This window comes from Bradyrhizobium sp. T-12 (assembly GCF_058314695.1).
Map to the genome: position 1 here is coordinate 1,909,204 of NZ_CM177756.1, position 25,368 is coordinate 1,934,571.

Here is a 25,368-nt window from a genome sequence, read left to right on the forward strand (position 1 = left end):
CTGTTGCCGTCAAAACAGCTCCGGACGCACCACCTGCACGTCACTGACCGAGACCAGGCCCACCTGCCGGGCGACGATGGCGAAGACGGCCTGAAGCAGCTCGTCGAGGCGAGCTGCGTCCACGATACACCACAGCGCGAACATTCCGGCGGCATCGCTGATCTGGCCATCCGCTTCCCACCGACCGGCGTGGCCACGCCCGCCGGCGAGGGGCGCGACGGAGTAACCGCTCACGCCCGTGCGCTCGAGTTCGTCGGTCAGCCGCTTCAGCAGCGCCCGCTCGATCAGGATATCGATCCGCTTCTTGGCAAACATCTGCATGCTGTCTTCACCGTGCGATGATCTGGGCGGCGGCGATGTAGAGCGGGATGCCGACGATCAGATTGAAGGGAAAGGTCAGGCCGAGCGAGAGCGTCAGAGCGATCGCCGGGTTCGCGGCGGGCAGGGCCAGTCGCATCGCGGCCGGAACGGCGATATAGGAGGCGGATGCCCCTAGCGTCATCAGGATCGCGGTGCTGCCTGGCGACAGCCCGATGAGCCAGGCGAAAGTCGCAGCGAATGCGGCGCCGATCAGCGGCATCACCCAGGCAAAGCCTACGACCGCAGCAGACAGCGATTTCCAGCCGTCCCGCAGCCCGCGCCCGGCGATCAGGCCCATGTCGAGCAGGAAGACGCACAGGAAGCCGGGGAATGCATCGAGCAGGAAGGGCCTCAGCGAGGTCATCCCGCGTTCACCCGTGATGCAGCCGACCGCGAACGCGCCGAGCAAGGCAACGATCGAGCCGTTGAGTGCGATCTCGCGCAAAAAGCCTCCGGAGAACTCGCCTTTCGCTTTCCCTTGTCCGCTGCGCGCGATCAGCAGCGCCGAGAAGATCGCCGGTGTCTCCATCGCGGCCGCGACCGCGATCATATAGCCGTCAAAGGGCAGCGCGAGCTGGGTGAGCGCGCCGGTCACGGCCACGAACGTCACGGCCGAGATGGACCCGTAGTGACTGGCCACGGCGGCGGCGTTGATGTGGTCGAGGCCCGCGCCATAGCGCAGCAGGGCGTAGGCAATGAAGGGCAGGCCGGCCGACAGCACCACGCCGGCCCCGATCGTCAACACCAGCGCCAGCGTCAGGCCCTGATGGGCGACCTCGGCGCCGCCACGAAAGCCGATCGAGATCAGCAGATAGAGCGAAAGGAAGCGCGCGATCGCCTCCGGCACGGAGAGGTCCGAGCGGCCGAGCGAGGCGCCGAGGCCCACGCCGAAGAACAGCACCGAGGGTGAGACGAGATTCTGAACGGCGAGCGCGAGCATGGGACCTCCTGGCGGGTTGGGGCGAACGGAGGGCTGCATAGCTTTTCGTTGGTGTTTGCCAAAATTGATTGTATCAAGGATCATCATTGAAAAAGGCAATGATAATGGCTCGTCCGCGCCAAAACCTCGACATCGACCTGATCAGGTCCTTCGTCACCATCGTCTCGCTCGGCAACTTCACGCGCGCCGCGCAGACGCTGGGCTTGCAGCAGTCGACGATCTCCCTGCAAATCCGCCGGCTCGAGCAAATGGTCGGTGGCAAATTGCTCGAACGGTCGCCGCAAGCGGTCGCGTTGACCCCGGAAGGCGAGACGTTCTTCGACGATGCCCGGCGCATGCTCGACTTGAATGACGAAATGGTTGCGCGCATTCAGGAGCCGGCGATGCGGGGCCTCGTTCGCCTCGGCGCGCCCGAGGATTTCGCGACCCGCCATCTTCCCGATGTGCTTGCCCGGTTCGCCCACGCCTATCCCCAGGTCGATCTCGAAGTCACCTGCGATCTGACGATGAACCTGATCGAGCGCTTTCGCAAAGGTGCTTTCGATCTGGCGCTGATCAAACGCGAGCGCTCGATCGAAATCCCCGGCACCCGCGTGTGGCGTGAGCCGCTGGTCTGGGTCACCGGCGGCGTCGATCTCAGGCAAGGCGTGCTTCCGCTCGCGGTCTCGCCGAAACCCTGTGTCTACCGGAAGCGCGCAACCGAAGCCCTCGACCGCGCCAGACGATCATGGCGTGTCGCCTACACCTGCGGTTCGCTGGCCGGGACACTTGCCGCGGTCCGCGCGCGGCTTGGCGTGACGGTGCTTCCGAAGGATATGGTCCCTCCCGATCTCCACGTGGTGGACGGAAAGCCAATGCCCGATCTTAAGGACACGGAGATCGCGATCCTTGAACGCGACCGTCTTCCGCTGCCGGCGCAGCGGCTGAAGAGTTTCGTGATCAAGACCTTGAGCTGAATGTCCGGCCCGGACCGGTGGAACGTCGGTGCGGCGTCTCGTCACTGCCCGTCGATTTTCAAAAGAGCGGTGATCCAGCCGTCGCGAGGCTTCGTTTCAAGGGGGTCGATCGCAACGGATCGGACGATGGATGCGCGATAGCGCGTGCACCCATCGCGTCGGCATGGATCAATCACATCTGGAGAATTTGATGACGCCCGCAATTCGTTCGTTCGTGGCCGGAGCGGCCATGGTCGCTGGCCTGCTTGGTTCGTCTGCGGCACGCGCCGCCGACATCGTGGACACGGCGGTGTCTGCCGGCTCGTTCACCACGCTGGTGACGGCCGTGAAAGCGGCCGGCCTCGTCAATACGCTCAAGGGCAAGGGCCCCTACACCGTGTTCGCGCCCAATGATGCAGCCTTCGCCAAGCTGCCGCCCGGAACGGTCGAGTCGCTGTTGAAGAACAAGGCCAAGCTGGCGGCCATTCTGAAGTATCACGTCATCCCAGGCCGTGTGAAGGCTGCCGATGTCGCCGGCAAGTCGCTCAAGGTGGCGACCGTTCAAGGTCAGCCCGTGAACGTCGACGGAAGTCTCGGTGTCCGCGTCAACGATGCGCACGTGATCCAGCCGGATATCGAAGCGTCCAACGGCGTCATCCACGTCATCGACACCGTTCTGCTGCCGCCGGCCCGCGGAAAGAAAATGCACCATTGAGACGACTGCCTCATCCGCCTGGCCGCTGCGGCGGCCAGGCATTTGCGGGACGAGGTCGTCGGCAGTCTGGCGCGGGGCTCTACCGCCGCGCTATCACAACGCCCGCGAGGAACGCGACCATCAGCGCCGGCAGCGGCGCCTCGCGCACCATGCCGCGGACGATGTCCGGCCAGTGCTGCTCGGGGACCAGTCGCGGCGATCGCACCTTTGGTGCGGATTCGATGCCCCAGTTCGAGGCGAGCTCGGCAACCTCGCTTTCCGCGAGGCGCACGCCGTCGCGCACGCGGAAGATCGCAGCCTCCGATCGCTCGCGCGGCGCGAGCTGCATCAGCGTCGCGACAGCGGTGCGCAACGTCATCTCGCCAAAGCCTTGCAGCCGTACCTGCTCCTCGGGGTCGGAGGTCATGCCAAATCCCTCACAGCGCAAAATGGCGCGCGAGGGCGAAGGCCGCCGTCGCGCAAAGGACCAGCGTGGACACCGCGCCGGCCACGCCGCGTGCGAGATGGGCTCGCGTCAGGTGCCTGGTCATGATCGTGCTCCATGCTCTCATGGAAATGGCGGCACGTGACGTTGGTTCCTTCAGCGCCCCGAATCGACAAGCTCAGCCCTGCTGATTACTTCCGCAGCAACTCGCTCAAGGCCGCCGTCGCCTCGGCGCAGCGGATGTCGTCGATCTCGCGGGACAGGCTGAGCGCGCTCGCTTTGAGCTCTTCGAGCTTCCCGCTCGAAGAATGCAGGCTTTCCAGCTGACCCAGGCGCTTATTGAGATCGTCCAGTTTCGATTGGAGATGCCCGATGCTGGCGTCCCCATTCACTTTCCAAACGCGTTGTGCACGCATCGTCGTTCCCCTGATAGTCTCACGGCCTTGTGAGAGCGGTTCGTGGCCGGATTGGGAGTTTGTTTTGTCCGGCTTCAGACCGTGGGGAACCGTTGCATATCCGCAACGAAGTTCCCGATTCTTTGCCAAGGCGCGCGCGGCTCCGCACGATGATACCCGCAGGCATGAAATTTGATTGTGTGCCGTCACGACGACGGGCGAGCCGGCCTGTGCGCGCGGTGCGCCGCTCATTAGGCTCAGGCCCGACGCACTCCGGGACATGAAGGAATCACGCGTGACGAGATTTGTGACTGTTGCGGCCGGCCAGCTTGGCCCGATCGCGAGGAGCGAGAGCCGGACCCAAGTCGTGGCACGGCTGATGGCCTTGATGCGCGAGGCGAAGGCCAGTGGCTGCGACCTCATCGTCTATCCCGAGCTCGCGCTGACGACGTTTTTTCCGCGCTGGTATTTTGAGGATCAGGCCGAAATCGACAGCTTCTTCGAGCGCGAGATGCCGGGCCCGGAGACGCGAGCCCTGTTCGATCTTGCGCGCGCGAGCGGCATCGGTTTCAGCCTCGGCTATGCCGAACTGGCGGTCGAGGCCGGAATCGTCAGGCGCTACAACACGTCCATTCTCGTGGACAAGAGCGGCGCGATCACCTTGAAGTATCGCAAGGTTCATCTGCCCGGTCATGCCGAGCATGAGCCTTGGCGGAAATTTCAGCATCTGGAGAAGCGCTATTTCGAGCCGGGCAGCGGCTTCGGCGTCGCCAATGCGTTCGGCGGTGTGATGGGCATGGCGATCTGCAATGACCGCCGCTGGAGCGAGACCTATCGGGTGATGGGCCTGCAGGGCGTCGAGATGGTGATGATCGGGTACAACACGCCGGTGCACAATCCGCCCGCGCCCGAGCATGACGATCTCTCGCTGTTCCACAACCACCTGGTCATGCAGGCCGGCGCCTATCAGAACGGGACCTTCGTGGTCGGCGTCGCCAAGGCCGGCGTCGAGGAGGGTGTCGACCACATCGGCGGCAGCTGCATCATCGCGCCCTCGGGCGAGATCATCGCGCGCTGCGCCACCAAGGGCGACGAGCTCGCGCTCGCCCGCTGCGATCTCGACCTCTGCAATTCCTACAAGCGCACCACCTTCAATTTCGACGTCCACCGTCAGCCGCAGACCTATGGCATGATCGTGGACCGGAAGGGCGTGATGACGATGGCGGATGGATCGCCCGTGCGGGCAAAGGCATGATCTCCTCGTCGTAGCCCGAATCAGCGCAGCGATACCCGGGGACAGGCCGTGGCCGTCGCCCGTTTCGCCCGCTGTCACTCCCGTGCCCCGGACGCACCGCCGCGCCCCCGGCGATGCGGAGCATCGTCCGGGGTGGTGCGCTAGAGAGGCGGGGACCATCGCACCGCATTGGACCGTGCCGCTGCTGGATCCGGCCGCTGCGCCGCAACGCCAAACGGCGCTGCAGCTCGTCCGGGACACGCACCCCAACCAGCCTGCAGGCCTCCCCGGGCCGTGCCTTGCGGCTCGTTTACCAATCCCATTCGGCTGCAATTTCCATCTCGCGGTTTGCCTGCGGCTGTAGTACTTTCGTCTCAAGCGGGCCCGGTCAAAGGGCGGCAGGGGGAGGCTGATGAGGCGTGCGGGACTGTTTGGCGTACCGCGGGTACGGCCATGGTCGTGGCAGGCATTTCTGCTTGGATGCGTCGTCGTCGCTGTGTCGGCTGTGCTTCAGGGCATCTGCATCGCGCTCGGCGCGAAGCTCTATTTTGCGGTGTTCCTGCCCGGCTTGTTCGTGCTCGGCCTCGTCGCGGGCACGCCGGCGGCGGGATTTGCCGCACTGTTCACCATTCCGCTGGTGTGGTGGGCGTTCATTCCGCCCTTCTTCGAGTTCAACGCGCTGAGCAGCGCAAATACCGATTCCATCAACCTGTTCTGCCTGCTCGCGGTGCTGCTGATCGGCCTTGCCGATCTCTGCCGCGAGACGGTGAGGATCATCAGCCGCGGCGGGCTGAAGTCCCCGGCCGAGAGCGCGGCAACGAATCCGCAATAAATCGCTTTCGAAATCGTCTCCGAAATCGTCCTGGCAGCACGTCGCGCGTTGCGTGCGCGCAACAGTCCGGCAACCATCCGCGAGCTTGCCGCGCGCCGCTAACTTTTCGAAAAAGATTTGGCCGCAATTTCTCCCCCGGGAATGACGAGGGAGTTTTCGGACATGAACGGTCACGCCATCTTGGAGAATGTGCGCCGCTATCGCGGCATCGCATCGCTCTATCGCCAGACCGCTGCTTTCCGCCCGGGCCAGAGCTGGTCGCTGCTGGAGCAGGCGAAGGATTGGGAAGAGCGGGCTCTGTCGGAGCTGGAAGCCTATTTCGCTTTGCGCGCGGACCATTCCGCTCCGCTCGCTGCCTGATCGTTAACCATCGCTCAGGATACGATCGAAAGATCGGACGCGGGCACCACGAATTGTCCGCCCCACGCGCGAACCTCCGCCAGCTGCGCGATGATCTCGTCCTTCAGATTCCAGGGCAGGATGAAGACGTAATCGGGCCTAGCTGCGATCAAGGCGGCGGGATCGCGGATCGGCAGATACGTTCCCGGCAGCAGCAGGCCCTGCTTGTGCGGATTGCGGTCCACGGTGAACGAAATCAACTTGCGCGTGACGCCGCAATAATTGAGCAGCGTGTTGCCTTTCGCGGGCGCGCCATAGGCCACCACCGTCTTGCCCGCGCGCTGCGCGCCGACGAGAAAGCCGCGGATCATCTCGCGCTTCGCCGCGACCTTCGCCTGAAAATCACGATAGGTCGCAGGCTGGTCGAGCCCGGCGTCCCTTTCGCGTTGACGCAACCTCTCGAGCGTGGGCGAAGCGCCCTGAGGCGCGGCTTCGGCGCAGACATGCAGGCGCAGCGAGCCGCCATGGGTCGGCAATTCGTCCACGTCGAAGACGCGCAAGCCATGCGCGCGAAACACCGTCTCCAGCGTCGCGAGCGAGAAGTACGAGAGGTGTTCGTGATAGATCGTGTCGAACTGGATCTGTTCGATCAGATGCAACAGATGCGGCAGCTCCAGCGTCGCACGGCCGGTCTCGGGCAGGAGAATGCGCAGACCCGCGACGAAATCGTTGAGGTCGGGGACATGCGGCAGCACGTTGTTGGCGACGATCAGGTCCGGCTCGTGGCCTTCGGCGCGAAGCGCTGCGGCGGCACCGCGGCCAAAATAGCAGGTCCGGGTCGGAATCCCCTTGGCGATCGCCGTCGCCGCCGGACCGCTGGCCGGCTCGATCCCGAGCGCGCGGATGCCGGCGCGTTGAAAATATTGCAGCAAATATCCGTCATTGCTGGCGATCTCGATCACCTTGGACGCTGCACCGAGCCTCGCGCGGGCGATCATCTCGTCGGCGTAGCTCTCCGCGTGACGCAGCCAGCTCTCGGAATAGGACGAATAGTAGAGATAGCGGTCGAAGATGTTGGCCGCAGGCTCGAATTGCGGAAGCTGGACCAGCCCGCAGGCACCGCACGCGCGGGCATGCAGCGGATAGGTCGGCTCGGCCGCATCCGCCCGCTCCGTCGGGACGAAGGAGTTCGCCAAAGGCGACAGGCCGAGATCGACGAAGGTCTCGTCGAGCGCCCGCGCGCAGAAGCGGCATCGATGCCTGTCCATGAACGGGGCGTCCCGTTGTGCCGTCGTGCGGCGGCTGTTAGTGAATTCTCACACGTCACGGAAATTCCGCCAACGTTGCGCATGATGCAACCGAAAAGGCGTTTCGGTGAACGGATGTTCGCAACGGCGGTGTCGCGTTGCGGGGGCCCGAGATGAAGTTCACTCCATTGGCGCTGCCGGGCGTGGTTGAAATCGGGATCGAGCCGGAGCCTGATGCGCGCGGATTCTTCGCCCGACTGTTCGACGCCGAGGCGTTCGCGGCGCATGGATTGCCGACGCATTTCGCGCAACATAGCCTCTCCCGCAACGAACGCGCCGGCACCCTGCGAGGGCTGCACCACCAGGCCAGCCGGCCGGAGGCCAAACTGGTGCGCTGCATTGCCGGCCGCGCCTTCGACGTGATCGTCGATTTGCGCCGGTCGCTGCCGAGCTATGGACAATGGTGCTCGGTCGAGCTCGCCGCCGATCGGCACAACGCCGTGTTCATTCCCGCCGGATGCGCGCACGGCTTCCAGACGCTCGTGGACGGGACCGAGCTGATGTATTGCATCGACGTGCCCTATGACGCGCAAGGCGCAGCCGGCATTCGCTGGGACGATCCGTCGCTGGCGATCGCATGGCCGCTGCCTGATCCGATCCTGTCCGCGCGCGACCGCGCGCTGCCGTATCTCGCATGAGGCGGGTGCTGGTCACGGGCGCGTCAGGCTTCATCGGCCGCGCATTGCTGCCTGTGCTGGCGGCTCGCGGCTTCGAGGTTCATGGCATCGCGCGCACGGCGCAGCCGGCGATGTCAGGCATGACGTGGCGTGCGGCCGATCTCCTCACCGAAGCCGGCCGCGAGGAGGCACTGGCCGCAGTGCGGCCGACGCACCTCGTTCATCTCGCCTGGGAGGCCCGGCCGGGCCACTACCGCGAGGATCCGGTCAACCGGCTCTGGGCGGAGGCCAGCATCGACCTGCTCGCGCGCGCCAGGGCCTGCGGCACCGAGCGCATCCTCGGCATCGGAAGCTGCCTCGAATACGGACCGCAGGGCGGACCTTGCGAGGAGCGCACCAGCCAATGCCGTCCCACGACATTGTACGGACAAGCCAAGCTCGCCGCGGCCGAAGCCTATATCGCGGCGGGCGCCGCGTGGGGCCGCGTGTTTGTCCCGTTCGGCCCGCACGAGCCCGAAGCGCGCCTCATCCCGTCGCTGATCCGAAGCCTTCACGCGGGACAGCCCTTCGACTGCTCGCATGGCGGGCAGCTGCGCGACTTCGTCTATGTCGATGACCTCGCACAGTTGATCGCTGCCGTGCTCGACAGCGATCTCACCGGCGCGGTCAATCTCGCCAGCGGTGACGTGCGCAGCCTGCGCAGCGTAATCGAGCACGTCGCTGAGCTCCTCGATGCGCGCCATCTGGTCAGGTTCGGCGCCGTCACCGCCACGGGGGTCGACGCCGAGCCGATCATGGCCGCCGACGTCCGCCGCCTTCGCGAGGTGATCGCAGGCATACCGTCCATCGGGTTCGAAGAGGGGGCCGCACGCGGCCTTGCGTGGTGGATCGATCGTCGGTCGGGGAGGGCGTGAGTAGTTACCCCGCTGCACCCGTGGCAATTACGGAGTTGTCTCGCGGCCCACCTGTGCTAGCAACGGGCCGATCCAAATCACCTTCACGCCGGCCGGGGCAAGCGATGACCACGTTCAACCGCATCTTCACGACGGAGCGCCTGCTCCAGATCATCGTGATCCTGGCGGCCACCGTCGCGATGAAGCTGATGAGCTGAGCGCCGGCGCATTATCGCCCGCCGAACTCGGGCACGTCGGGCAGATAGTTCGACCCTTCCGAGCCCAGAAAATCGAACATCGCCTGCGCCGGCGGCAGCAGCACCTTGTCGCTGCGGCGGATCACGTACCATTGCCGCACGATCGGCAGGCCCGCGACGTCGAGCACGACGAGCCGGCCCTCGGTGAGCTCGTGCGCCACGGTGTGGGCCGAGATGAAGGCGATGCCGAGCCCGGCGATCACAGCCTGCTTGATGGTCTCGTTGCTGCTCATCTCCATGCCGATGATCGGCTCGAGGTCCGACTTCTGGAACATGCCCTCCATCAGCGTCCGCGTGCCCGAGCCGGGCTCGCGGGTGAGGAAGGTTTCGTGCACGAGATCGGTCAGGTTGAGGCCGGAATCCTTCTCCAGCCAGTGTCCCTTGCGCGCGACGATGATGTGCGGATTGCGGCCGAGCTGGCGGACGTCGACGCTGACGTCGGCCGGTGGCCGACCCATCACTGCGAAATCGAGGTCGTAGCCGTGCATGGCCCCTCGGATCTCCTCGCGATTGCCGATGGTGAGCTTGATCTCGATCTTGGGATAGCGCTTGGAGAACGCCGCGATCGCATGCGGCACGAAATATTTCGCGGTCGAGACCGCGCCGAGATGCACCGTGCCGCCGGTCCGCCCCGCGAGCAGATCGAGTGCGCCCTGGCAATCCGTGATCGCGGCCTCGACCCGCTCGGCCAGCGCGAGGACCTCCTTGCCCGCCTCCGTCAGCAGCATGCCGTCGCCGGTCCGCTGCACCAGCGGCAAGCCTGCGAGGTCCTGCAGCTGCCGGAGCTGCTGGGTCACGGCCGGCTGGGTCAGCCCGAGATGGCCGGACGCGGCCGTCACACTGCCCTTGGCTGAGAGCGCGGCAAGCGAACGCAGCTGCCGGATCGTCAGATGCCGGAGCTGAGCCGCCGCATGGCTGAGACCATTATAAGAAAATTCTTTGACGGTCATTATGAATAGAAATTTTCCTTATTAAGCTGCCCCTGTCAATCTCCTGATGCCGGGACTGACCGCAACGACCTCCAGAGGGGAGGGAACGGATGCGGCGCCGGCAAAGGGGATGAACGCAGATGACCGGGCAACTCAGGCTGGACGATCACCTTCAACGGTATTCCGAGACCGCGCCGCATGCGCTGGCCGTGGCCGCCGCGGTCGATGCCATCGCGGCAGCGGCCATCGAGATCGCCGACCTCATCGCGTCAGGCGATCTCGCGGATGCCTCCGGCCTGACGAGGGGGCTCAACAGCGACGGCGACGTCCAACGCAACCTCGACATCCAGGCGGATGCGATCCTGCGCCGCTGCCTCAGCAAGCTGCCGATCGCAGCGCTGGCGTCGGAGGAGATGCGCGAGGCCCAGATCGGCGATCGCGAGGCAAAGATCTGCGTCGCGATCGACCCGCTCGACGGCTCCTCCAACATCGACATCAACATGACCGTCGGCACGATCTTCTCGATCCTGCCTGCCCCGGATGACCTCACGCTCGCCTTCCATCAGCGCGGCTCGGCGCAGCTCGCGGCGGGCTTCGTCACCTACGGCCCGCAGACCTCCCTGGTGCTGACGCTTGGCGAGGGCGTCGACATCTTCACGCTCGACCGCAAGGCGGGCTGCTTCCGCCTCGCCCGCAGCGGCGTGCAGATCGCCGAGGCGTGTGAGGAATTCGCGATCAACGCCTCGAACCGCCGGCATTGGGATTCGCCGGTGCGCGCCTTCATCGACGAATGTCTCGCCGGCGTCGAAGGCCCCGCCAACCATGATTTCAACATGCGCTGGATCGGCTCGCTGGTCGCCGAGGCCTATCGCATCCTCACCCGCGGCGGCGTGTTCCTCTATCCCTCCGACGCGCGTCCCGGCTATGGCGACGGCCGCCTGCGCCTTGTCTACGAGGCGCATCCGATGGCCATGATCATCGAGCAGGCGGGCGGCTCGGCCACGACCGGGCGCGAGCGCATCCTCGACCTCTCGGCGCACAGCCTGCACCAACGCGCGCCGCTGATCATGGGCTCGAGCAACGAGGTGCACCGCGTCGAGGAGCTGCATTGCGATCCGCTGCTGGTTGCCAGCGTCTCGGCGCCGCTGTTCGCGCGGCGTGGCTTCTTCCGGCTGTGAGGAGGGTGACGCATGTCCAGGAAGCATCCGATCATCTCCATCACCGGCTCCTCCGGCGCCGGCACCACCTCGGTGAAGAAGACGTTCGAGCAGATATTCTTCCGCGAGAAGGTCAACGCCGCCTACATCGAGGGTGACGCCTTTCACCGCTACGACCGCGCCGAGATGCGCGCGCAGATGGCCAAGGAAGCCGATCGCGGCAACAGGCATTTCAGCCATTTCAGCCCCGGGACCAATCTGTTCGAGGAGCTGGAGCGGGCCTTCCGCGACTATGGCGAGACCGGCACGGCGGTGACGCGGCACTATGTGCACGACGCCGAAGAGTCCGCGCTGCACGGCGCGGCGCCCGGCACCTTCACCGATTGGGAGAAGCTGCCGGAGAACTCGGACCTGTTGTTCTACGAGGGCCTGCACGGCGCCGTGGTCACCGACAAGGTCAACGTCGCGCGCTATGCCGACCTCAAGATCGGCGTCGTGCCGGTCATCAATCTCGAATGGATCCAGAAGCTGCACCGCGACCGCAGCGCGCGCGGATATTCGACCGAGGCCGTCACCGACACCATCCTGCGGCGGATGCCGGATTACATCCACTACATCTGCCCGCAATTCTCCGAGACCGACATCAACTTCCAGCGCGTGCCGACGGTGGATACCTCCAATCCGTTCATCGCGCGCTGGATCCCGACGCCGGATGAATCGATGGTGGTGATCCGCTTCAAGAATCCGCGCGGCATCGACTTCCCCTATCTGCTGTCGATGCTGCCGCAGAGCTGGATGTCGCGCGCCAATTCCATCGTCTGCCCCGGCGCGAAGCTCGATCTGGCGATGCAGCTGATCCTGACGCCACTGATCATGCAGCTGATCGAGCGCAAGCGCAGCCTGAAGTGAACAGGGAGAGACACCGATGAACATCTCCGTCCACGCCGAAGCCGACCTCTCGGCGGTCACGCGCAATGATCTCGCCAACGCCGTCCGCTTCCTCGCGGTCGATGCCATCGAGACGTCGCAGTCGGGCCATCCCGGCCTGCCCATGGGCATGGCCGATGTCGCAGCCGTGCTGTTCTCGCGCTTCCTGAAATTCGACTCGGCTCATCCCAATTGGCCGGACCGCGACCGTTTTGTCCTCTCGGCCGGCCACGGCTCGATGCTGCTCTATGCGCTCCTGCATTTGACCGGTGGAGACGTCAGCCTCGACGACATCAAGGCCTTCCGGCAGTGGGGTTCGAAGACACCCGGGCATCCGGAATACGGGCACACCCCTGGTGTCGAGACCACGACGGGGCCGCTGGGTCAGGGCATCGCGACGGCGGTCGGCATGGCGCTCGCCGAGCGCATGGCGAACGCGCGGCATGGCGACGGCCTCGTCGATCACTTCACCTATGTGATCGCCGGCGACGGCTGCCTGATGGAAGGCCTCAGCCAGGAAGCGATCTCGCTCGCCGGCCATCTCGGGCTCGGCCGTCTGATCGTGCTGTTCGACGACAACGGAATCTCGATCGACGGACCGACCTCGCTGGCCACCTCCGATGATCAGCTCGCGCGTTTCGCCGCCTCCGGCTGGTCGGTGCGCAGCATCGACGGGCACGATCCCGATGCCATTGCGCAGGCGATCGCGGATGAGCGGGAGACCGCAAAGCCGTCGCTGATCGCCTGCCGCACCATCATCGGCTACGGCGCGCCCGACAGGCAAGGCACGGAAAAGGCGCACGGCGCGCCGCTCGGGACCGAGCAGGCCGCGGCGGCGCGGCGGACGCTCGGTTGGGATTATCAGCCCTTCGTGGTGCCGCTGCCGATCCTCAAGGCGTGGCGAATGATCGGGCAGCGCGGGCAGGTCGATCGGCTCGCCTGGCTCGATCGCTATGAACGCGCGACGCCGGAGCAGCGCGACATGTTCGTCGAAGGCAAGGCCGTCGCTCTGCCTGCCGCCTATGCGCTGGCCGCCGCGAGATTGCGCGAACGCTTCGCATCCGAACGTCCGAAGCTCGCGACGCGGCAGGCCTCGCAACAGGTGCTCGATGGCATCGCCGGGACGATTGCCGGCCTGGTCGGCGGCTCCGCGGACCTGACGCATTCGAACCTCACGCATGCCAAGACGCAGGCGCCCGTCAAGCGCGACGCGTTCGCTGGCGACTACATCCATTACGGCATTCGCGAGCACGGCATGGCCGCGGCGATGAACGGCCTCGCGCTTCATGGCGGCTTCATTCCTTATGGCGGCACGTTCCTGGCGTTCTCCGATTACAGCCGGCCCGCGATCCGCCTTGCGGCGCTGATGCGGCTGCGCGTCATCCACGTGATGACGCACGACTCGATCGGCCTCGGCGAGGACGGCCCGACGCACCAGCCGGTCGAGCATCTCGCGGCGCTGCGGGTGATCCCCAATCTCCTCGTGTTCCGCCCCGCCGACGCGGTGGAGACCCTGGAGGCCTGGGACTGCGCACTCAGCTCCGAGAACCGTCCGTCCGTCCTGTGCCTGTCGCGGCAGGCGCTGCCGACCTTCCGCAGCGACGCGCGCGGCAGAAACCGCGTCGCGTGCGGCGCCTATCTCGTGGTCTCGCCGGACGGCGGCCGCGACGTGACGCTGATGGCGACCGGCTCGGAAGTCTCGATTGCGCTGGAAGCCGCTCGCCTGCTTGCGACCGAGCATATCCGCGCGGCCGTGGTGTCCGCGCCGTGCTTCGCCCTGTTCGAGGAGCAGCCCGACGATTACCGCGCCGCCGTGCTCGGCACCGCGCCGTGCGTCGGTGTAGAGGCCGCCGTCGCCGGCGATTGGCATCGCTGGATCGGCACGGACGGCGAATTCGTCGGCATGCGCGGTTTCGGCGCTTCGGCGCCGGCGCCGGTGCTGTATCGCGAATTCGGCATCACGCCCCAGAGCATTGCGGAAGCCGCCCGCCGGGCAATCGCCCGCAAGCGCCAATAAGGAGGATCAATCGTGGCTCGTATCACCCTTCGCCAATTGCTCGATCACGCGGCCGGCCATGGCTACGCGGTGCCGGCGTTCAACATCAACAACATGGAGCAGGGCATCGCGATCATGCAGGCGGCGGCCGAGGTCGATGCGCCAGTGATCATCCAGGCCTCGCGCGGCGCGCGCAGCTATGCCGGCGATCTCATGCTCTCGCACATGATCGATGCGCTGGAGCGGACCTATCCGGACATCCCGCTCTGCATGCACCAGGACCACGGCAACGACGAGGCGACCTGCGCGTCCGCGATTGCCCATGGCTTTACCTCGGTGATGATGGACGGTTCCCTCAAGGCCGATGCCAAGACTGCCGCCGATTACGATTATAATGTCGCGATCACCCGCCGCGTCGTCGATCTCGCCCACTGGACTGGCGCCTCCGTCGAAGGCGAGCTCGGCGTGCTCGGCTCGCTTGAACATGGCGGCGGCGAGCAGGAAGATGGTCATGGTGTCGAGGGCAAGGTCAGCCACGACCAGCTCCTGACCGATCCCGACCAGGCCGTCGACTTCGTCCGCGCCACCAAGGTCGATGCCCTCGCGATTGCGATGGGCACCTCGCACGGCGCCTACAAGTTCAGCCGGAAACCGGACGGTGACATCCTGGCGATGCGGGTGGTCGAGGAGATCCACCGCCGGTTGCCGAATACGCATCTCGTCATGCACGGCTCCTCCTCGGTGCCGCAGCTGCTGCAGGACATGTTCAACCAGTTCGGCGGTGAGATGCCGCAGACCTGGGGCGTGCCGGTCGAGGAGATCGTCCGCGGCATCAAGAGCGGCGTGCGCAAGGTCAATATCGACACCGACTGCCGGCTGGCGATGACCGCGGTGTTCCGCAAGGTTGCGGCGGAGACGCGCTCAGAGTTCGATCCACGCAAATTCCTCAAGCCGGCGATGGATGCGATGCGCGAGCTCTGCCGCGATCGTTTCGAGCAGTTCGGCACCGCGGGCCACGCCAGCAGGATCAAGGTCATTCCGTTGAGCGAGATGGCGCGGCGTTACCGCGCCGGCGAGCTCGATCCGCGCATCGGCGCGCGCGAGCCTGTTGCGGCCTAATCATTCAGAGAGAGAAGAGCAGGAGAGAGCCATGAATGCACACGCAGGCACCGTCCGCGGCAAGGAACGCTATCGTTCGGGCGTGATGGAATACAAGCGCATGGGCTATTGGGAGCCTGACTACACGCCGAAGGACACCGACGTCATCGCGCTGTTCCGCGTGACGCCGCAGGAGGGCGTCGATCCGATCGAGGCTTCCGCCGCGGTCGCCGGTGAATCCTCTACCGCGACCTGGACCGTGGTGTGGACCGATCGCCTGACCGCCGCCGAGAAGTATCGCGCAAAATGCTATCGCGTCGATCCTGTCCCGGGCTCGCCCGGCTCGTATTTCGCCTACATCGCCTATGATCTCGACCTGTTCGAGCCGGGCTCGATCGCAAACCTGTCGGCCTCGATCATCGGCAACGTGTTCGGCTTCAAGCCGCTGAAGGCGCTGCGTCTCGAAGACATGCGCTTCCCCGTCGCCTATGTGAAGACGTTCCAGGGACCCGCGACCGGCATCGTGGTCGAGCGCGAGCGGCTCGACAAGTTCGGCCGGCCGCTGCTGGGCGCGACGGTGAAGCCGAAGCTCGGGCTTTCGGGCCGCAACTACGGCCGCGTGGTCTATGAGGCGCTGAAGGGCGGACTCGACTTCACCAAGGACGACGAGAACATCAACTCGCAGCCCTTCATGCACTGGCGCGATCGTTTCCTCTATTGCATGGAAGCCGTGAACCGCGCACAGGCGGCTTCCGGCGAAGTGAAGGGCACCTACCTGAACGTCACCGCGGGCACGATGGAGGACATGTACGAGCGCGCGGAGTTCGCCAAGGAGCTCGGCTCCTGCATCGTCATGATCGACCTCGTGATCGGCTACACCGCGATCCAGTCGATGGCCAAATGGGCGCGGCGCAACGACATGATCCTGCATCTGCATCGCGCCGGTCATTCGACCTATACGCGGCAGAAGAGCCATGGCGTGTCGTTCCGCGTCATCGCGAAGTGGATGCGGCTCGCCGGTGTCGACCACATCCATGCCGGCACGGTGGTCGGCAAGCTCGAAGGCGATCCCAACACCACGCGCGGCTACTATGACGTCTGCCGCGAGGACTTCAACCCGACCAAGCTCGAGCATGGCCTGTTCTTCGACCAGTCCTGGGCGAGCCTCAACAAGATGATGCCGGTCGCCTCCGGCGGCATCCATGCAGGCCAGATGCATCAGCTGCTCGATCTCCTGGGCGAAGACGTCGTGCTGCAGTTTGGCGGCGGCACCATCGGCCATCCCATGGGCATTGCGGCCGGCGCGATCGCCAACCGCGTCGCGCTGGAAGCGATGATCCTCGCCCGCAACGAGGGCCGCGATTACGTCCACGAGGGTCCGGAAATCCTGGCTCGGGCGGCCGAGACCTGCACGCCGCTGAAGGCGGCGCTCGAAGTCTGGAAGGACGTGACCTTCAACTATCAATCCACCGACACGCCGGACTTCGTGCCGACCGCGCTCGAAACCGTTTAGGGAGATTTGACATGAAGCTGACTCAAGGCTGCTTCTCGTTCCTGCCGGATCTGACCGACGACCAGATCTACAAGCAGGTGCAGTATTGCCTCACCAATGGCTGGGCGGTGAACATCGAGTTCACCGACGATCCGCATCCCCGCAACACCTATTGGGAGATGTGGGGCCTGCCGATGTTCGACCTTCAGGATGCCGCCGGCGTGATGATGGAGCTCGCCGAGTGCCGCAGGGTGTATGGTAATAGCTACATTCGCATCAGCGGATTCGATTCCAGCCATGGCTGGGAATCGGTGCGGATTTCCTTCCTCGTCAACCGGCCGCCGCAAGAGGCGGAGTTCGAACTGGTACGGCAGGAAGTCGGCGGTCGCGCGATCCGTTACACCACGGTGCGGAAGCCGGCTGCGCACGCCTCTCCATAACCATTCTCCTCCGCGCGGAGCACTCCCTGCTCCGTTTCGTTGGCGGACCACTGCTTCGCCGCTCCCCCGCGGCGAAGCTCTTTTCTTCGAGGGTAGCCATGCTGGATGTTCCCCACGCAACCCCGGCCGAGGCCGGCGAGACCCATTTCGATCTCCGCAAGGAAGCTGAAGCGGCCGGGATCACCGACACGCTGCAGCAGCTCGAGCAGGAGCTGGTCGGATTGAGGCCGGTGAAGAGCCGCGTGCGCCAGATCGCCTCACTGCTGCTGATCGAACGTATCAGGCAGCGCGCGGGGCTGGCGTCGGCACCGCCGACGCTGCACATGTCGTTCACCGGCAATCCCGGCACCGGCAAGACGACGGTGGCGCTGCGCATGGCCAGGATTCTGCACGGCCTCGGCTTCGTGCGGCGCGGGCAGGTGATCTCGGTGACGCGCGACGATCTCGTCGGCCAATATATCGGCCACACGGCGCCGAAGACCAAGGAGATCTTGAAGAAGGCGATGGGCGGCGTGCTGTTCATCGACGAGGCCTACTATCTCCATCGCCCCGACAACGAGCGCGACTACGGCCAGGAGGCCATCGAGATCCTGCTCCAGGTGATGGAGAACCAGCGCGAGGACCTCGTCGTGATCCTCGCCGGCTATGGCGAGCGCATGACGAGCTTCTTCGCCTCCAATCCCGGCTTCCGCTCGCGCATCGCCCACCACATCGAATTCCCCGACTATGCGGAGGCCGAGCTGCTCGTCATCGCCGAGCTGATGTTGAAGGAGCGCGGTTATCGCTTCTCGGCGGCGGCGCGCGAGGCGTTCGAGACATACATCGCGCTGCGCCGGACCCAGCCTTTCTTCTCCAATGCGCGCTCGATCCGCAACGCCGTCGACCGCATCCGGCTGCGGCAGGCCGATCGCCTGGTGTCCGATCTCGACCGCATGCTCGATGTCGCCGACCTCGAAACCATCGATCCCATGGACGTCCTGGCGAGCCGCGTCTTCAGCGGCGGCGCTGATGCGCGGAGTGCAAAATCATGAGCAGAGAGATCATCATCGCGCCGTCGATCCTGGCTGCGGATTTCGCGCGTCTCGGCGAGGAGGTCGCGGCCATCGACGCGGCCGGCGCCGACTGGATCCATTGCGACGTCATGGACGGGCACTTCGTGCCGAACATTAGCTTCGGCGCCGACATTATCAAGGCGATCCGGCCGACGACGAAGAGGATTTTCGACGTGCATCTCATGATCGCGCCTGTCGATCCCTATCTCGAGGCGTTCGCGAGGTGCGGAGCCGACGTCATCACGGTGCATGCCGAAGCGGGCGCCCATCTCGACCGCTCGCTCCAGGCGATCCGCGCACTCGGCAAGAAGGCCGGCGTGAGCTTGAATCCCGCGACGCCCGAGAGCGCGATCGAATACGTGCTGGACCGTCTCGATCTCGTGCTGGTGATGACGGTCAATCCCGGCTTCGGCGGCCAGTCCTTCCTCGAATCCCAGCTCGAGAAGATCAGGCGCATTCGAGCCATGATCGGCGACCGGCCGATCCGGCTCGAGGTCGACGGGGGTATCACGCGCGACAATGCCGCTGCCGTGGCGGCAGCCGGCGCCGATACGCTGGTGGCGGGTTCCGCTGTCTTCCGCGGCAAGAGCGTTGCCGATTATGCCGCGAACATCCAGGCCATTCGCAGCGCTGCCGAGTCGGGGCGGGTTCCGAAGCGGCAGGATAATGCCGTGCAGCCGATGCGCGTCGGCGAAGGCGCGTGCACCCGGTAGGTTACGGGTGGCATCTCCAGGCTATTGCGCGGCGGTATCGAAGTTTTTCCGGAGTCTTACGGAGAATTTGGCGCGACTCCGCAATGCTTTCATGTCGGGGTAACCAACGGTGCCGAAGTACGCAGGCGATTAACGGCGACGCAATGCGCCGCTTCACAATCTGTGGTTCAAGGACTGCAGAGAGTGTGGGATGCAGATTCAATATCTTCACTGGAATGCTGCCCATGGCTGGCGCGGAGCGGATGCCCTGCGCGAGCCTCCCCAGCTCGTGCTTTATTTCGGCAGCCGTGAGCAACTGGTGGACGGCGAACGTTATGGCGAGCTGCGCGGGCTCTATCCCGACAGCCATATCGTCGGTTGCAGCACCGGCGGACAAATTCATGGCGACGACATTTGCGACGACGAAGTGGTCGCGGTCGCCTTGCGCTTTGCCCGCACGCAGGTGCGGCTGGTGCAGGAGCTCATTGAGAGCCGCGACGCGTCTCGGGCCTGTGGCGCGCGTCTTGCTCGCCAGGTTATGGCGGCCGATTTGGCGGGCCTGTTTGTCCTGTCGGACGGGTTGGCGGTGAACGGGGGCGAACTGCTTGCCGGAATCACTGAAGTGCTAGGGCCGGATTTGCCCGTCACCGGCGGGCTCGCCGGCGATGGAACCCGATTTGAACAGACGATCGTCGGAGCCGACGCGGAGCCGTCGCCCAACCGTGTCGCCGCAATCGCATTCTACGGCGCCTCGTTCCGTTTCGCGCATGGCTGCGCCGGCGGCTGGGATGTGTTCGGGCCTCGCCGCAAGGTGACGAAGGCGGAAGGATCGGTAGTCGTGGAGCTCGACGGCGAGCCGCCGCTGGACCTCTATACTCGCTATCTCGGCGAGGAGGAGGCCGAGGCGATGCCGGGTTCGGGCCTGGCATTCCCGTTGCGCATTCACGACGAGGCGGAGCCGAACCGGCAGATCGTGCGCTCGGTGTTCGCGGTGGATCGCAATGCCCGCACCCTGACATTCGCCGCCGACATTCCGGAAGGATGTACCGCGCAATTGATGCGCGCCAATTTCGACAGTCTCGCCGCCGGTGCCGGCGAGGCCGGCAGGCAGGCACGCAGCGCCCTCGCGGAAGGGGTCGCCGGCGACAAGCTTGCGATTCTGGTCAGCTGTACCGGCCGCCGCAGGGTGATGGGGCAGCGTACGCAGGACGAGCTGGATGCCGTTGCCGCCGAACTCGGCGAGGACGTCGTCCGGATCGGATTCTACTCCTACGGCGAGATCGCCCCGCCGGCCGCATCCGGCCGCTGCGAGCTGCATAACCAGACCATGACCGTCACTGTCATCGCGGAGGCGGCCGCTTGACCATGCATCGGTTGCTCGCAAGACAGATCCGCCAGGCGACGGACGAATCCGGACAGGTCGATGTGACCAAGCTCTGTGAGCTCGTCGGCGCGGCCTATGAGGAGAGCGACCGGGATCGCCGTCGCACCGACCGTGCTATCAAGCTGATGATCGAGGAGCTCGAACAGACGCACAAGCGCGCCGAGCAGGATCTGCTGCGGGCGCGCGAATTCCTCGACAGCATCATCGAGAACATCCCGATCGCGGTATTCGCCAAGGATGCGAAGGACTCCCGCTACGTCCTGCTCAACCGCGCCGGCGAAGAATATTACGGAATGCCGCGCGAGGAGATGCTGGGCAAGACTCCGGAGCAGATCTTTCCGGACAGTATCGCCCGTGTCGTCAACGAGCAGGATCGCCGCGTCGTCGACAGCGGCTCGCCGATGTTCCTGGAGGGGCATCTGCTCGAAGTCGGCGTCAAGGGCCGCGATCGTCTCGTCAACTCGCGCAAGTTGCTGATCAGGGACGGTGCGGGCGCGCCGCAATATCTGGTCGGCGTGATCGAGGACATTACCGAGAGGATCACGAACGAGGCGCGGATCAGCCATCTCGCGCATCATGATGCGTTGACCGACCTGCCGAACCGTAGCGCCTTCAACGCCGCGCTCGACGAGCGGCTGGAGCGGGCGCAGGAGGCGGCGACCAGTTTTGCCGTGCTCAGCCTCGATCTCGACCGCTTCAAGGAGGTCAACGACGTATTCGGCCATCCCGTCGGCGACATGCTGATGCGGGCGGCGGCGGACCGGCTTGCCGCGGAAGCCGACGGTGCCTTCGTCGCCCGGATCGGCGGCGACGAGTTCATGATCCTGATGCCCGACGACATCAACCGGGAGGACGTTCTGGCGCTCGCCGAACGCCTGGTCGACACGATCGGCAAGGAGCTCGAGGTCGACGACTATCTCCCCCATGTCGGCCTCAGCATCGGCATTGCGTTCTATCCGGATGACGGCGTCAATGCCGCCACGCTGCTCGCCAACGCCGATTCAGCGCTCTATCGCGCGAAGCGCGAGGGCAGGGGGCGGGTCCGGGTCTTCGAATCCGAGATGGACCAGGAGCTGCGCGACCGCAGGCTGTTGCAGCACGATCTGCGACAGGCGCTGGAGCAGAACCAGTTCCTGGTCTACTTCCAGCCGCAGGCGCGGGTGGATGGCGAAGTCATCGGCTTCGAGGCTCTGCTGCGCTGGAACCATCCGACACGCGGCTTCGTGCCGCCGGACCAGTTCATTCCGCTTGCCGAGGAGATTGGGCTGATCGTCGAGATCGGCGAATGGGTCTTGCGCGAAGCGTGCCGCGAGGCGGCATCCTGGCCGCGTCCTTTGCAGGTCGCCGTCAATCTGTCCCCGGTCCAGTTCCAGGCCGGCGATCTCGAACGTTGTATCCACCAGATCCTGCTGGAGACCGGGCTTTCGCCGACGCGGCTCGAGGTCGAGATCACCGAGGGCGTGCTGATCGGCGATTTCACCCGCGCGCTCAACCTGCTACGGCGGCTGAAAGCGCTCGGCGTCCGCATCGCGATGGACGATTTCGGCACCGGCTATTCCTCGCTGTCCTATCTCCAGTCCTTCCCGTTCGACAAGATCAAGATCGACCGCGGTTTCATCTCCAACCTGGAGGCGTCGCCGCAATCGGCCGAGATCGTCCGTGCGGTCCTGAGCCTCGCGCACGCCCTGAACATCCCGGTCATCGCCGAAGGGGTGGAGACGGAAGCGCAGCGGGCCTTCCTGGCGCGCGAGGCCTGCGAGGAGATGCAGGGCTATCTGGTCGGCCGGCCTGACCTGATCGAACGCTACCTCGACCTGATCGGCGTGACCGTGGAGCGCCGGCTCTACGCCTAGCCCAAGTCCAGCGGCGCGGTTCCGGGCGTCAGTCCGACACCATTTGGAACTTTGACCCGGACATATATTTCCTAATAGCGAGCCGAGGCCAAGCGCCGCGGGGGGCGCAGCAAATCTTATGCACTACCGCCATCGGCCTGACGTAAATAGGGGCAATAAGCTCTGCGAATGCGAGGGAGGGTCTCATGGAGAACGTACGTCGCTACCGGGCGCTGGCGTCCCTCTGTCGTCAGCAGGCGGCTTACCGGCCGCTTCAGAACTGGGAACTCCTCGGCCAGGCCGAACATTTCGAGTATCTCGCCGAGGTCGAGCTCAAGGCGCATTTCGACGCCTGCAACGCGAAGCACGACGAGGGCGCCGCAGCGCCCGAGGCCTGGGAAACTCCGGTCGCGGCGTGACGGTGCCTGTTGGTCTCAATGCGACATCAGCGTCGGGACCGTCATGGCTTCCAGCATAGCACGGGTGACGCCGCCGAGAACGCGTTCCTGCAAGCGCGAATGGCCGTAGCCGCCCATCACCAGGAGATCGAGCCCCTTGTCGGCCGCCAGCGACAGGATGGTCGGCTGGATGTCGGCGCGCGTCGCCGACAGGCCGACCGTGCGCGTCGACAGTCCACGCCGGCCGAGATGTCTTGCCAGATTGTTCGCTGACGCTTCGTCCGAGACCGCTTTGGCTTCGTTGATGGTGATGATCACGATCTCCTCGGCGCGCGCCAGGAATGGCGCTGCGTCGTGCACGGCACGGGCCGCGACGCGGCTGCCGTCCCAGCAGATGCCGATCCGGCCTGCCTTGAATGCGCCATGGAAGGTGTAGGGCAGGAACAACACCGGGCCGCCGGATTGGAACAGGATCTCGCCGGGTACGTCGTTGTCGAACGAGCCGTGCGCAGGCTCGGGCTGAAGCACGACGCTGAGGTCGTGCAGCCGCGCCATCTCGCCGAGCGAGCCGGCTGCATCCACCGGGATCGCGCCGAGCGGACGGCAGGCGTAGGAGATGCCGGCGTTCGCCGCTTCGATCTCGAACACCGAGAGGGCCGCCTCGGCCCGCTCCACGGCGCGCTCGCGTTCCAGCTCGAACACGGCGGCAACCGCAGCGCCGCCTTCCATCACATAGGCTGCACTGGTTGCGACATAGCCGACCGCGACCGCGTCGAGATGGGCGTTGAACTGCGCTGCCAGCGAAATCGAGCCATCGATCGCGGAGCGCATGGGGCGTTCGGTGGGGATGTGAACGAGAATATCTTTGTACATGGGGCGCCTCCGATGAACATCATCCGGTGGCCGCAGTTTTTCACTGCCCGAAGGACTTGCGTTGAGCTGCATCAAATGTGCGGAAACGATCTTCCGACTGGTGTCCGCTCGCATGTTCTTTGCCAAGATTTAATCGGACGGACGGGACGTCGTAAGGTGACGATGTCCATGTTGGATGCAAGGCGACAGCTTCCAACATGGACATTTCGACATGAACGATCGCGTCAATTCCGGCACCCCGACGTCCCGCAAGATCCTGAAGCCGCGCCGGCTCGCGCTGCTCGGCACCGTGGCCGCGCTCGGCGTGGCCGTGCTGGCGGCCTCTCCCGGCTCTTCAAAATTCGGCCCGAGCTCCTTCATTGCGCCGGCGGAGGCTGCGGAATCCGCCGCGACGCCGCCGGGCTTCGGTGATCTCGTCAGCAGGGTCAAGCCGGCCGTCATCTCGGTGCGGGTCAGGATCGACCAGGACAGCGACAAGAGCGCGATGCTGCAACAGAACCGGATGGACTCCGACGAGGGCTCGCCGTTCGACCAGTTTTCGCGGCAGTTCGGCTTCCGTTTCCCCGGCGGCCCGAACGGCATGCCGCGCCAGCGCCATCAGACGATGACAGGCGAAGGCTCCGGCTTCTTCATTTCCGCCGACGGCTATGCCGTGACCAACAACCACGTCGTCGACCACGCCACCTCGGTGCAGGTGACGTTGGACGACGGCACGAGCTACACCGCGAAGGTCGTCGGCACCGATCCGAAGACCGATCTCGCGCTGATCAAGGTGGACGGCAAGACGGACTTTCCGTTCGTCAGATTCTCCGACCAGAAGCCGCGCATCGGCGACTGGGTGGTCGCGGTCGGCAATCCCTTCGGTCTCGGCGGCACGGTGACCGCCGGCATCGTCTCGGCCAGCGGCCGCGACATCGGCAACGGTCCCTATGACGACTTCATCCAGATCGACGCGCCCATCAACAAGGGCAATTCCGGCGGCCCGGCCTTCGACATGAGCGGCAACGTGATCGGCGTGAACACCGCGATCTTCTCGCCCTCCGGCGGCTCGGTCGGCATCGGTTTCGACATTCCGGCATCGACCGCCAAGCTCGTCGTTGCGCAGTTGAAGGACAAGGGCGCGGTGACCCGCGGTTGGCTCGGCGTGCAGGTCCAGCCGGTGACGTCGGAGATCGCCGACAGCCTCGGGCTGAAGGAAGCGCGCGGCGCCATCGTCGACACGCCGCAGGATGGCAGCCCGGCGGCGAAGGCCGGCATCGCGGCGGGTGACGTCATCACCGCCGTCAACGGCACCGCGATCAAGGACTCCCGCGACCTCGCCCGCACCATCGCCACGATTGCGCCGGGCAGTTCGGTGAAGCTCGACGTCTTCCGCAACGGCGGGACCAAGACACTGACGCTCGCTCTCGGCGAGTTGCCGAACGAGCGGCAGGCCAAGGCAAATGGCGGCGCCGACGGGGGCGTAGAGCAGCCGAGCGCCGGCACGCCCCGTCTCGGGCTCGGTCTGGCTCCGGCCGGTGACGTCCAGGGTGCCGGCCAGAAGGGCGTTGTCGTCACCGAAGTCGATCCGCAAGGACCGGCGGCGCAGCGCGGCATCCAGACCGGCGACGTCATCCTCAATGTCGGCGGCAAGGCCGTCGCCAATGTCGGCGACGTCCGCTCGGAGCTGGCGCAGGCCAAATCATCCGGCAAGCGCAGCGTGCTGTTGCAGGTCAGGAGCGCCGAGGCGACGAGGTTCGTCGCGGTGCCGCTCGCCTGAGGCGACCCGTATCTTCCCAACAAGCCAAAGGGCGGCCCTCGGGCCGCCCTTTCCTTTGCCGCCAGGATGTACGGCAAGCGCGGATAACATT

Annotated in this window: 26 protein-coding genes; 19 read left to right on the top strand and 7 right to left on the bottom strand. The window is 65.4% G+C overall.

Features of this window, described 5'->3' with window-relative positions:
- Window positions 1–9: 9 nt before the first annotated feature.
- Together AC0WRY_RS09085 and AC0WRY_RS09090 are read right to left on the bottom strand one after the other, a co-directional pair.
- Window positions 10–321, bottom strand: a complete 312-nt coding sequence (locus AC0WRY_RS09085; protein WP_194406676.1) for a P-II family nitrogen regulator — start codon at window positions 319–321, stop codon at window positions 10–12.
- 7 nt (window positions 322–328) lie between these two features.
- A complete protein-coding gene (locus AC0WRY_RS09090; RefSeq protein ID WP_194406677.1) occupies window positions 329–1,300 on the bottom strand; it encodes a sodium-dependent bicarbonate transport family permease in 972 nt (323 codons plus the stop codon).
- A 104-nt stretch (window positions 1,301–1,404) separates the two neighbouring features.
- Between AC0WRY_RS09090 and AC0WRY_RS09095 the strand changes: the two genes are divergently transcribed.
- Together AC0WRY_RS09095 and AC0WRY_RS09100 are read left to right on the top strand one after the other, a co-directional pair.
- Window positions 1,405–2,256 carry a LysR family transcriptional regulator gene (locus AC0WRY_RS09095; protein ID WP_194406678.1) on the top strand — a complete coding sequence of 284 codons (852 nt, stop codon included), beginning with the start codon at window positions 1,405–1,407 and terminating at the stop codon, window positions 2,254–2,256.
- 190 nt (window positions 2,257–2,446) lie between these two features.
- Window positions 2,447–2,950, top strand: a complete 504-nt coding sequence (locus AC0WRY_RS09100; RefSeq protein WP_210347001.1) for a fasciclin domain-containing protein — start codon at window positions 2,447–2,449, stop codon at window positions 2,948–2,950.
- 79 nt (window positions 2,951–3,029) lie between these two features.
- Here the strand turns inward: AC0WRY_RS09100 and AC0WRY_RS09105 are convergent, their stop codons facing one another.
- On the bottom strand, window positions 3,030–3,356 hold the full coding sequence (locus AC0WRY_RS09105) for a hypothetical protein (RefSeq protein WP_194406679.1): 327 nt from the start codon (window positions 3,354–3,356) through the stop codon (window positions 3,030–3,032).
- A gap of 209 nt (window positions 3,357–3,565) precedes the next feature.
- Window positions 3,566–3,790, bottom strand: a complete 225-nt coding sequence (locus AC0WRY_RS09110) for a hypothetical protein (protein ID WP_194406680.1) — start codon at window positions 3,788–3,790, stop codon at window positions 3,566–3,568.
- A gap of 274 nt (window positions 3,791–4,064) precedes the next feature.
- On the opposite strand from AC0WRY_RS09110, the gene AC0WRY_RS09115 reads away from it, so the two are divergent.
- From AC0WRY_RS09115 to AC0WRY_RS09125, 3 genes are all read left to right on the top strand, one after another.
- The gene (locus AC0WRY_RS09115) at window positions 4,065–5,024 is read left to right on the top strand and encodes an N-carbamoyl-D-amino-acid hydrolase (protein ID WP_194406681.1); all 960 of its coding nucleotides are present in this window, start codon (window positions 4,065–4,067) and stop codon (window positions 5,022–5,024) included.
- A gap of 391 nt (window positions 5,025–5,415) precedes the next feature.
- Complete coding sequence (locus AC0WRY_RS09120) at window positions 5,416–5,835, top strand: DUF4118 domain-containing protein (protein ID WP_194406682.1); 420 nt, start codon at window positions 5,416–5,418, stop codon at window positions 5,833–5,835.
- Window positions 5,836–5,997: 162 nt separating this feature from the next.
- Window positions 5,998–6,195, top strand: a complete 198-nt coding sequence (locus tag AC0WRY_RS09125; protein WP_194406683.1) for a hypothetical protein — start codon at window positions 5,998–6,000, stop codon at window positions 6,193–6,195.
- 14 nt (window positions 6,196–6,209) lie between these two features.
- Here the strand turns inward: AC0WRY_RS09125 and AC0WRY_RS09130 are convergent, their stop codons facing one another.
- Complete coding sequence (locus AC0WRY_RS09130) at window positions 6,210–7,442, bottom strand: class I SAM-dependent methyltransferase (RefSeq protein WP_194406684.1); 1,233 nt, start codon at window positions 7,440–7,442, stop codon at window positions 6,210–6,212.
- Between the two features lie 152 nt (window positions 7,443–7,594).
- Here AC0WRY_RS09130 and rfbC point away from each other — a divergent pair, with 152 nt between their 5' ends.
- Window positions 7,595–8,119 carry a dTDP-4-dehydrorhamnose 3,5-epimerase gene (gene rfbC / locus AC0WRY_RS09135; RefSeq protein ID WP_194406685.1) on the top strand — a complete coding sequence of 175 codons (525 nt, stop codon included), beginning with the start codon at window positions 7,595–7,597 and terminating at the stop codon, window positions 8,117–8,119.
- A complete protein-coding gene (locus AC0WRY_RS09140) occupies window positions 8,116–9,012 on the top strand; it encodes an NAD-dependent epimerase/dehydratase family protein (protein WP_194406686.1) in 897 nt (298 codons plus the stop codon). The genes rfbC and AC0WRY_RS09140 overlap by 4 nt, the downstream gene beginning before the upstream one ends.
- A gap of 208 nt (window positions 9,013–9,220) precedes the next feature.
- Here AC0WRY_RS09140 and AC0WRY_RS09145 read toward each other — a convergent pair whose 3' ends face one another.
- Window positions 9,221–10,198 (bottom strand): LysR family transcriptional regulator, encoded by a 978-nt coding sequence (locus tag AC0WRY_RS09145; RefSeq protein WP_194406687.1) that lies wholly within the window; start codon window positions 10,196–10,198, stop codon window positions 9,221–9,223.
- A 119-nt stretch (window positions 10,199–10,317) separates the two neighbouring features.
- On the opposite strand from AC0WRY_RS09145, the gene AC0WRY_RS09150 reads away from it, so the two are divergent.
- The 11 genes from AC0WRY_RS09150 to AC0WRY_RS09200 all read left to right on the top strand — a co-directional run bounded on the left by AC0WRY_RS09150 (window position 10,318) and on the right by AC0WRY_RS09200 (window position 22,666).
- Window positions 10,318–11,355 carry a class 1 fructose-bisphosphatase gene (locus tag AC0WRY_RS09150; protein ID WP_194406688.1) on the top strand — a complete coding sequence of 346 codons (1,038 nt, stop codon included), beginning with the start codon at window positions 10,318–10,320 and terminating at the stop codon, window positions 11,353–11,355.
- Between the two features lie 12 nt (window positions 11,356–11,367).
- Window positions 11,368–12,243 carry a phosphoribulokinase gene (locus AC0WRY_RS09155; protein WP_194406689.1) on the top strand — a complete coding sequence of 292 codons (876 nt, stop codon included), beginning with the start codon at window positions 11,368–11,370 and terminating at the stop codon, window positions 12,241–12,243.
- A 16-nt stretch (window positions 12,244–12,259) separates the two neighbouring features.
- Window positions 12,260–14,278: a transketolase gene (tkt, locus tag AC0WRY_RS09160; RefSeq protein WP_194406690.1), complete on the top strand. Its 2,019-nt coding sequence runs from the start codon at window positions 12,260–12,262 to the stop codon at window positions 14,276–14,278.
- Between the two features lie 12 nt (window positions 14,279–14,290).
- Complete coding sequence (gene fba / locus AC0WRY_RS09165; RefSeq protein WP_194406691.1) at window positions 14,291–15,376, top strand: class II fructose-bisphosphate aldolase; 1,086 nt, start codon at window positions 14,291–14,293, stop codon at window positions 15,374–15,376.
- A gap of 31 nt (window positions 15,377–15,407) precedes the next feature.
- Complete coding sequence (locus tag AC0WRY_RS09170; RefSeq protein ID WP_194406692.1) at window positions 15,408–16,868, top strand: form I ribulose bisphosphate carboxylase large subunit; 1,461 nt, start codon at window positions 15,408–15,410, stop codon at window positions 16,866–16,868.
- A gap of 11 nt (window positions 16,869–16,879) precedes the next feature.
- Window positions 16,880–17,287, top strand: a complete 408-nt coding sequence (locus AC0WRY_RS09175) for a ribulose bisphosphate carboxylase small subunit (RefSeq protein ID WP_194406693.1) — start codon at window positions 16,880–16,882, stop codon at window positions 17,285–17,287.
- Between the two features lie 98 nt (window positions 17,288–17,385).
- A complete protein-coding gene (gene cbbX, locus AC0WRY_RS09180; RefSeq protein WP_194406694.1) occupies window positions 17,386–18,318 on the top strand; it encodes a CbbX protein in 933 nt (310 codons plus the stop codon).
- Window positions 18,315–19,052 (top strand): ribulose-phosphate 3-epimerase, encoded by a 738-nt coding sequence (rpe, locus tag AC0WRY_RS09185; protein ID WP_194406695.1) that lies wholly within the window; start codon window positions 18,315–18,317, stop codon window positions 19,050–19,052. The genes cbbX and rpe overlap by 4 nt, the downstream gene beginning before the upstream one ends.
- A gap of 190 nt (window positions 19,053–19,242) precedes the next feature.
- Entirely contained in the window at window positions 19,243–20,394 is a 1,152-nt protein-coding gene (locus tag AC0WRY_RS09190) for an FIST signal transduction protein (RefSeq protein WP_194406696.1), read from the top strand.
- A 2-nt stretch (window positions 20,395–20,396) separates the two neighbouring features.
- A complete protein-coding gene (locus tag AC0WRY_RS09195) occupies window positions 20,397–22,268 on the top strand; it encodes a putative bifunctional diguanylate cyclase/phosphodiesterase (protein ID WP_246776491.1) in 1,872 nt (623 codons plus the stop codon).
- Between the two features lie 185 nt (window positions 22,269–22,453).
- A complete protein-coding gene (locus AC0WRY_RS09200) occupies window positions 22,454–22,666 on the top strand; it encodes a hypothetical protein (RefSeq protein WP_194406698.1) in 213 nt (70 codons plus the stop codon).
- Window positions 22,667–22,681: 15 nt separating this feature from the next.
- Here AC0WRY_RS09200 and AC0WRY_RS09205 read toward each other — a convergent pair whose 3' ends face one another.
- Window positions 22,682–23,518, bottom strand: coding sequence for a universal stress protein (locus tag AC0WRY_RS09205; RefSeq protein ID WP_194406699.1), 837 nt, complete (start codon window positions 23,516–23,518; stop codon window positions 22,682–22,684).
- A 211-nt stretch (window positions 23,519–23,729) separates the two neighbouring features.
- Between AC0WRY_RS09205 and AC0WRY_RS09210 the strand changes: the two genes are divergently transcribed.
- Window positions 23,730–25,277 (top strand): Do family serine endopeptidase, encoded by a 1,548-nt coding sequence (locus tag AC0WRY_RS09210; RefSeq protein ID WP_194406700.1) that lies wholly within the window; start codon window positions 23,730–23,732, stop codon window positions 25,275–25,277.
- The last annotated feature ends 91 nt before the right edge of the window (window positions 25,278–25,368 follow it).

Coding starts and splice junctions, on each gene's coding strand:
- rfbC (WP_194406685.1), top strand. CDS start 7,595: ATGAAGTTCACTCCATTGGCGCTGCCGGGCGTGGTTGAAATCGGGATC.
- AC0WRY_RS09105 (WP_194406679.1), bottom strand. CDS start 3,356: ATGACCTCCGACCCCGAGGAGCAGGTACGGCTGCAAGGCTTTGGCGAG.
- cbbX (WP_194406694.1), top strand. CDS start 17,386: ATGCTGGATGTTCCCCACGCAACCCCGGCCGAGGCCGGCGAGACCCAT.
- AC0WRY_RS09205 (WP_194406699.1), bottom strand. CDS start 23,518: ATGTACAAAGATATTCTCGTTCACATCCCCACCGAACGCCCCATGCGC.
- rpe (WP_194406695.1), top strand. CDS start 18,315: ATGAGCAGAGAGATCATCATCGCGCCGTCGATCCTGGCTGCGGATTTC.
- AC0WRY_RS09090 (WP_194406677.1), bottom strand. CDS start 1,300: ATGCTCGCGCTCGCCGTTCAGAATCTCGTCTCACCCTCGGTGCTGTTC.
- AC0WRY_RS09095 (WP_194406678.1), top strand. CDS start 1,405: ATGGCTCGTCCGCGCCAAAACCTCGACATCGACCTGATCAGGTCCTTC.
- AC0WRY_RS09210 (WP_194406700.1), top strand. CDS start 23,730: ATGAACGATCGCGTCAATTCCGGCACCCCGACGTCCCGCAAGATCCTG.
- AC0WRY_RS09100 (WP_210347001.1), top strand. CDS start 2,447: ATGACGCCCGCAATTCGTTCGTTCGTGGCCGGAGCGGCCATGGTCGCT.
- AC0WRY_RS09190 (WP_194406696.1), top strand. CDS start 19,243: ATGCAGATTCAATATCTTCACTGGAATGCTGCCCATGGCTGGCGCGGA.
- AC0WRY_RS09195 (WP_246776491.1), top strand. CDS start 20,397: ATGCATCGGTTGCTCGCAAGACAGATCCGCCAGGCGACGGACGAATCC.
- AC0WRY_RS09175 (WP_194406693.1), top strand. CDS start 16,880: ATGAAGCTGACTCAAGGCTGCTTCTCGTTCCTGCCGGATCTGACCGAC.
- AC0WRY_RS09140 (WP_194406686.1), top strand. CDS start 8,116: ATGAGGCGGGTGCTGGTCACGGGCGCGTCAGGCTTCATCGGCCGCGCA.
- tkt (WP_194406690.1), top strand. CDS start 12,260: ATGAACATCTCCGTCCACGCCGAAGCCGACCTCTCGGCGGTCACGCGC.
- AC0WRY_RS09155 (WP_194406689.1), top strand. CDS start 11,368: ATGTCCAGGAAGCATCCGATCATCTCCATCACCGGCTCCTCCGGCGCC.
- AC0WRY_RS09120 (WP_194406682.1), top strand. CDS start 5,416: ATGAGGCGTGCGGGACTGTTTGGCGTACCGCGGGTACGGCCATGGTCG.
- AC0WRY_RS09145 (WP_194406687.1), bottom strand. CDS start 10,198: ATGACCGTCAAAGAATTTTCTTATAATGGTCTCAGCCATGCGGCGGCT.
- AC0WRY_RS09085 (WP_194406676.1), bottom strand. CDS start 321: ATGCAGATGTTTGCCAAGAAGCGGATCGATATCCTGATCGAGCGGGCG.
- AC0WRY_RS09170 (WP_194406692.1), top strand. CDS start 15,408: ATGAATGCACACGCAGGCACCGTCCGCGGCAAGGAACGCTATCGTTCG.
- AC0WRY_RS09110 (WP_194406680.1), bottom strand. CDS start 3,790: ATGCGTGCACAACGCGTTTGGAAAGTGAATGGGGACGCCAGCATCGGG.
- AC0WRY_RS09200 (WP_194406698.1), top strand. CDS start 22,454: ATGGAGAACGTACGTCGCTACCGGGCGCTGGCGTCCCTCTGTCGTCAG.
- AC0WRY_RS09130 (WP_194406684.1), bottom strand. CDS start 7,442: ATGGACAGGCATCGATGCCGCTTCTGCGCGCGGGCGCTCGACGAGACC.
- AC0WRY_RS09125 (WP_194406683.1), top strand. CDS start 5,998: ATGAACGGTCACGCCATCTTGGAGAATGTGCGCCGCTATCGCGGCATC.
- AC0WRY_RS09150 (WP_194406688.1), top strand. CDS start 10,318: ATGACCGGGCAACTCAGGCTGGACGATCACCTTCAACGGTATTCCGAG.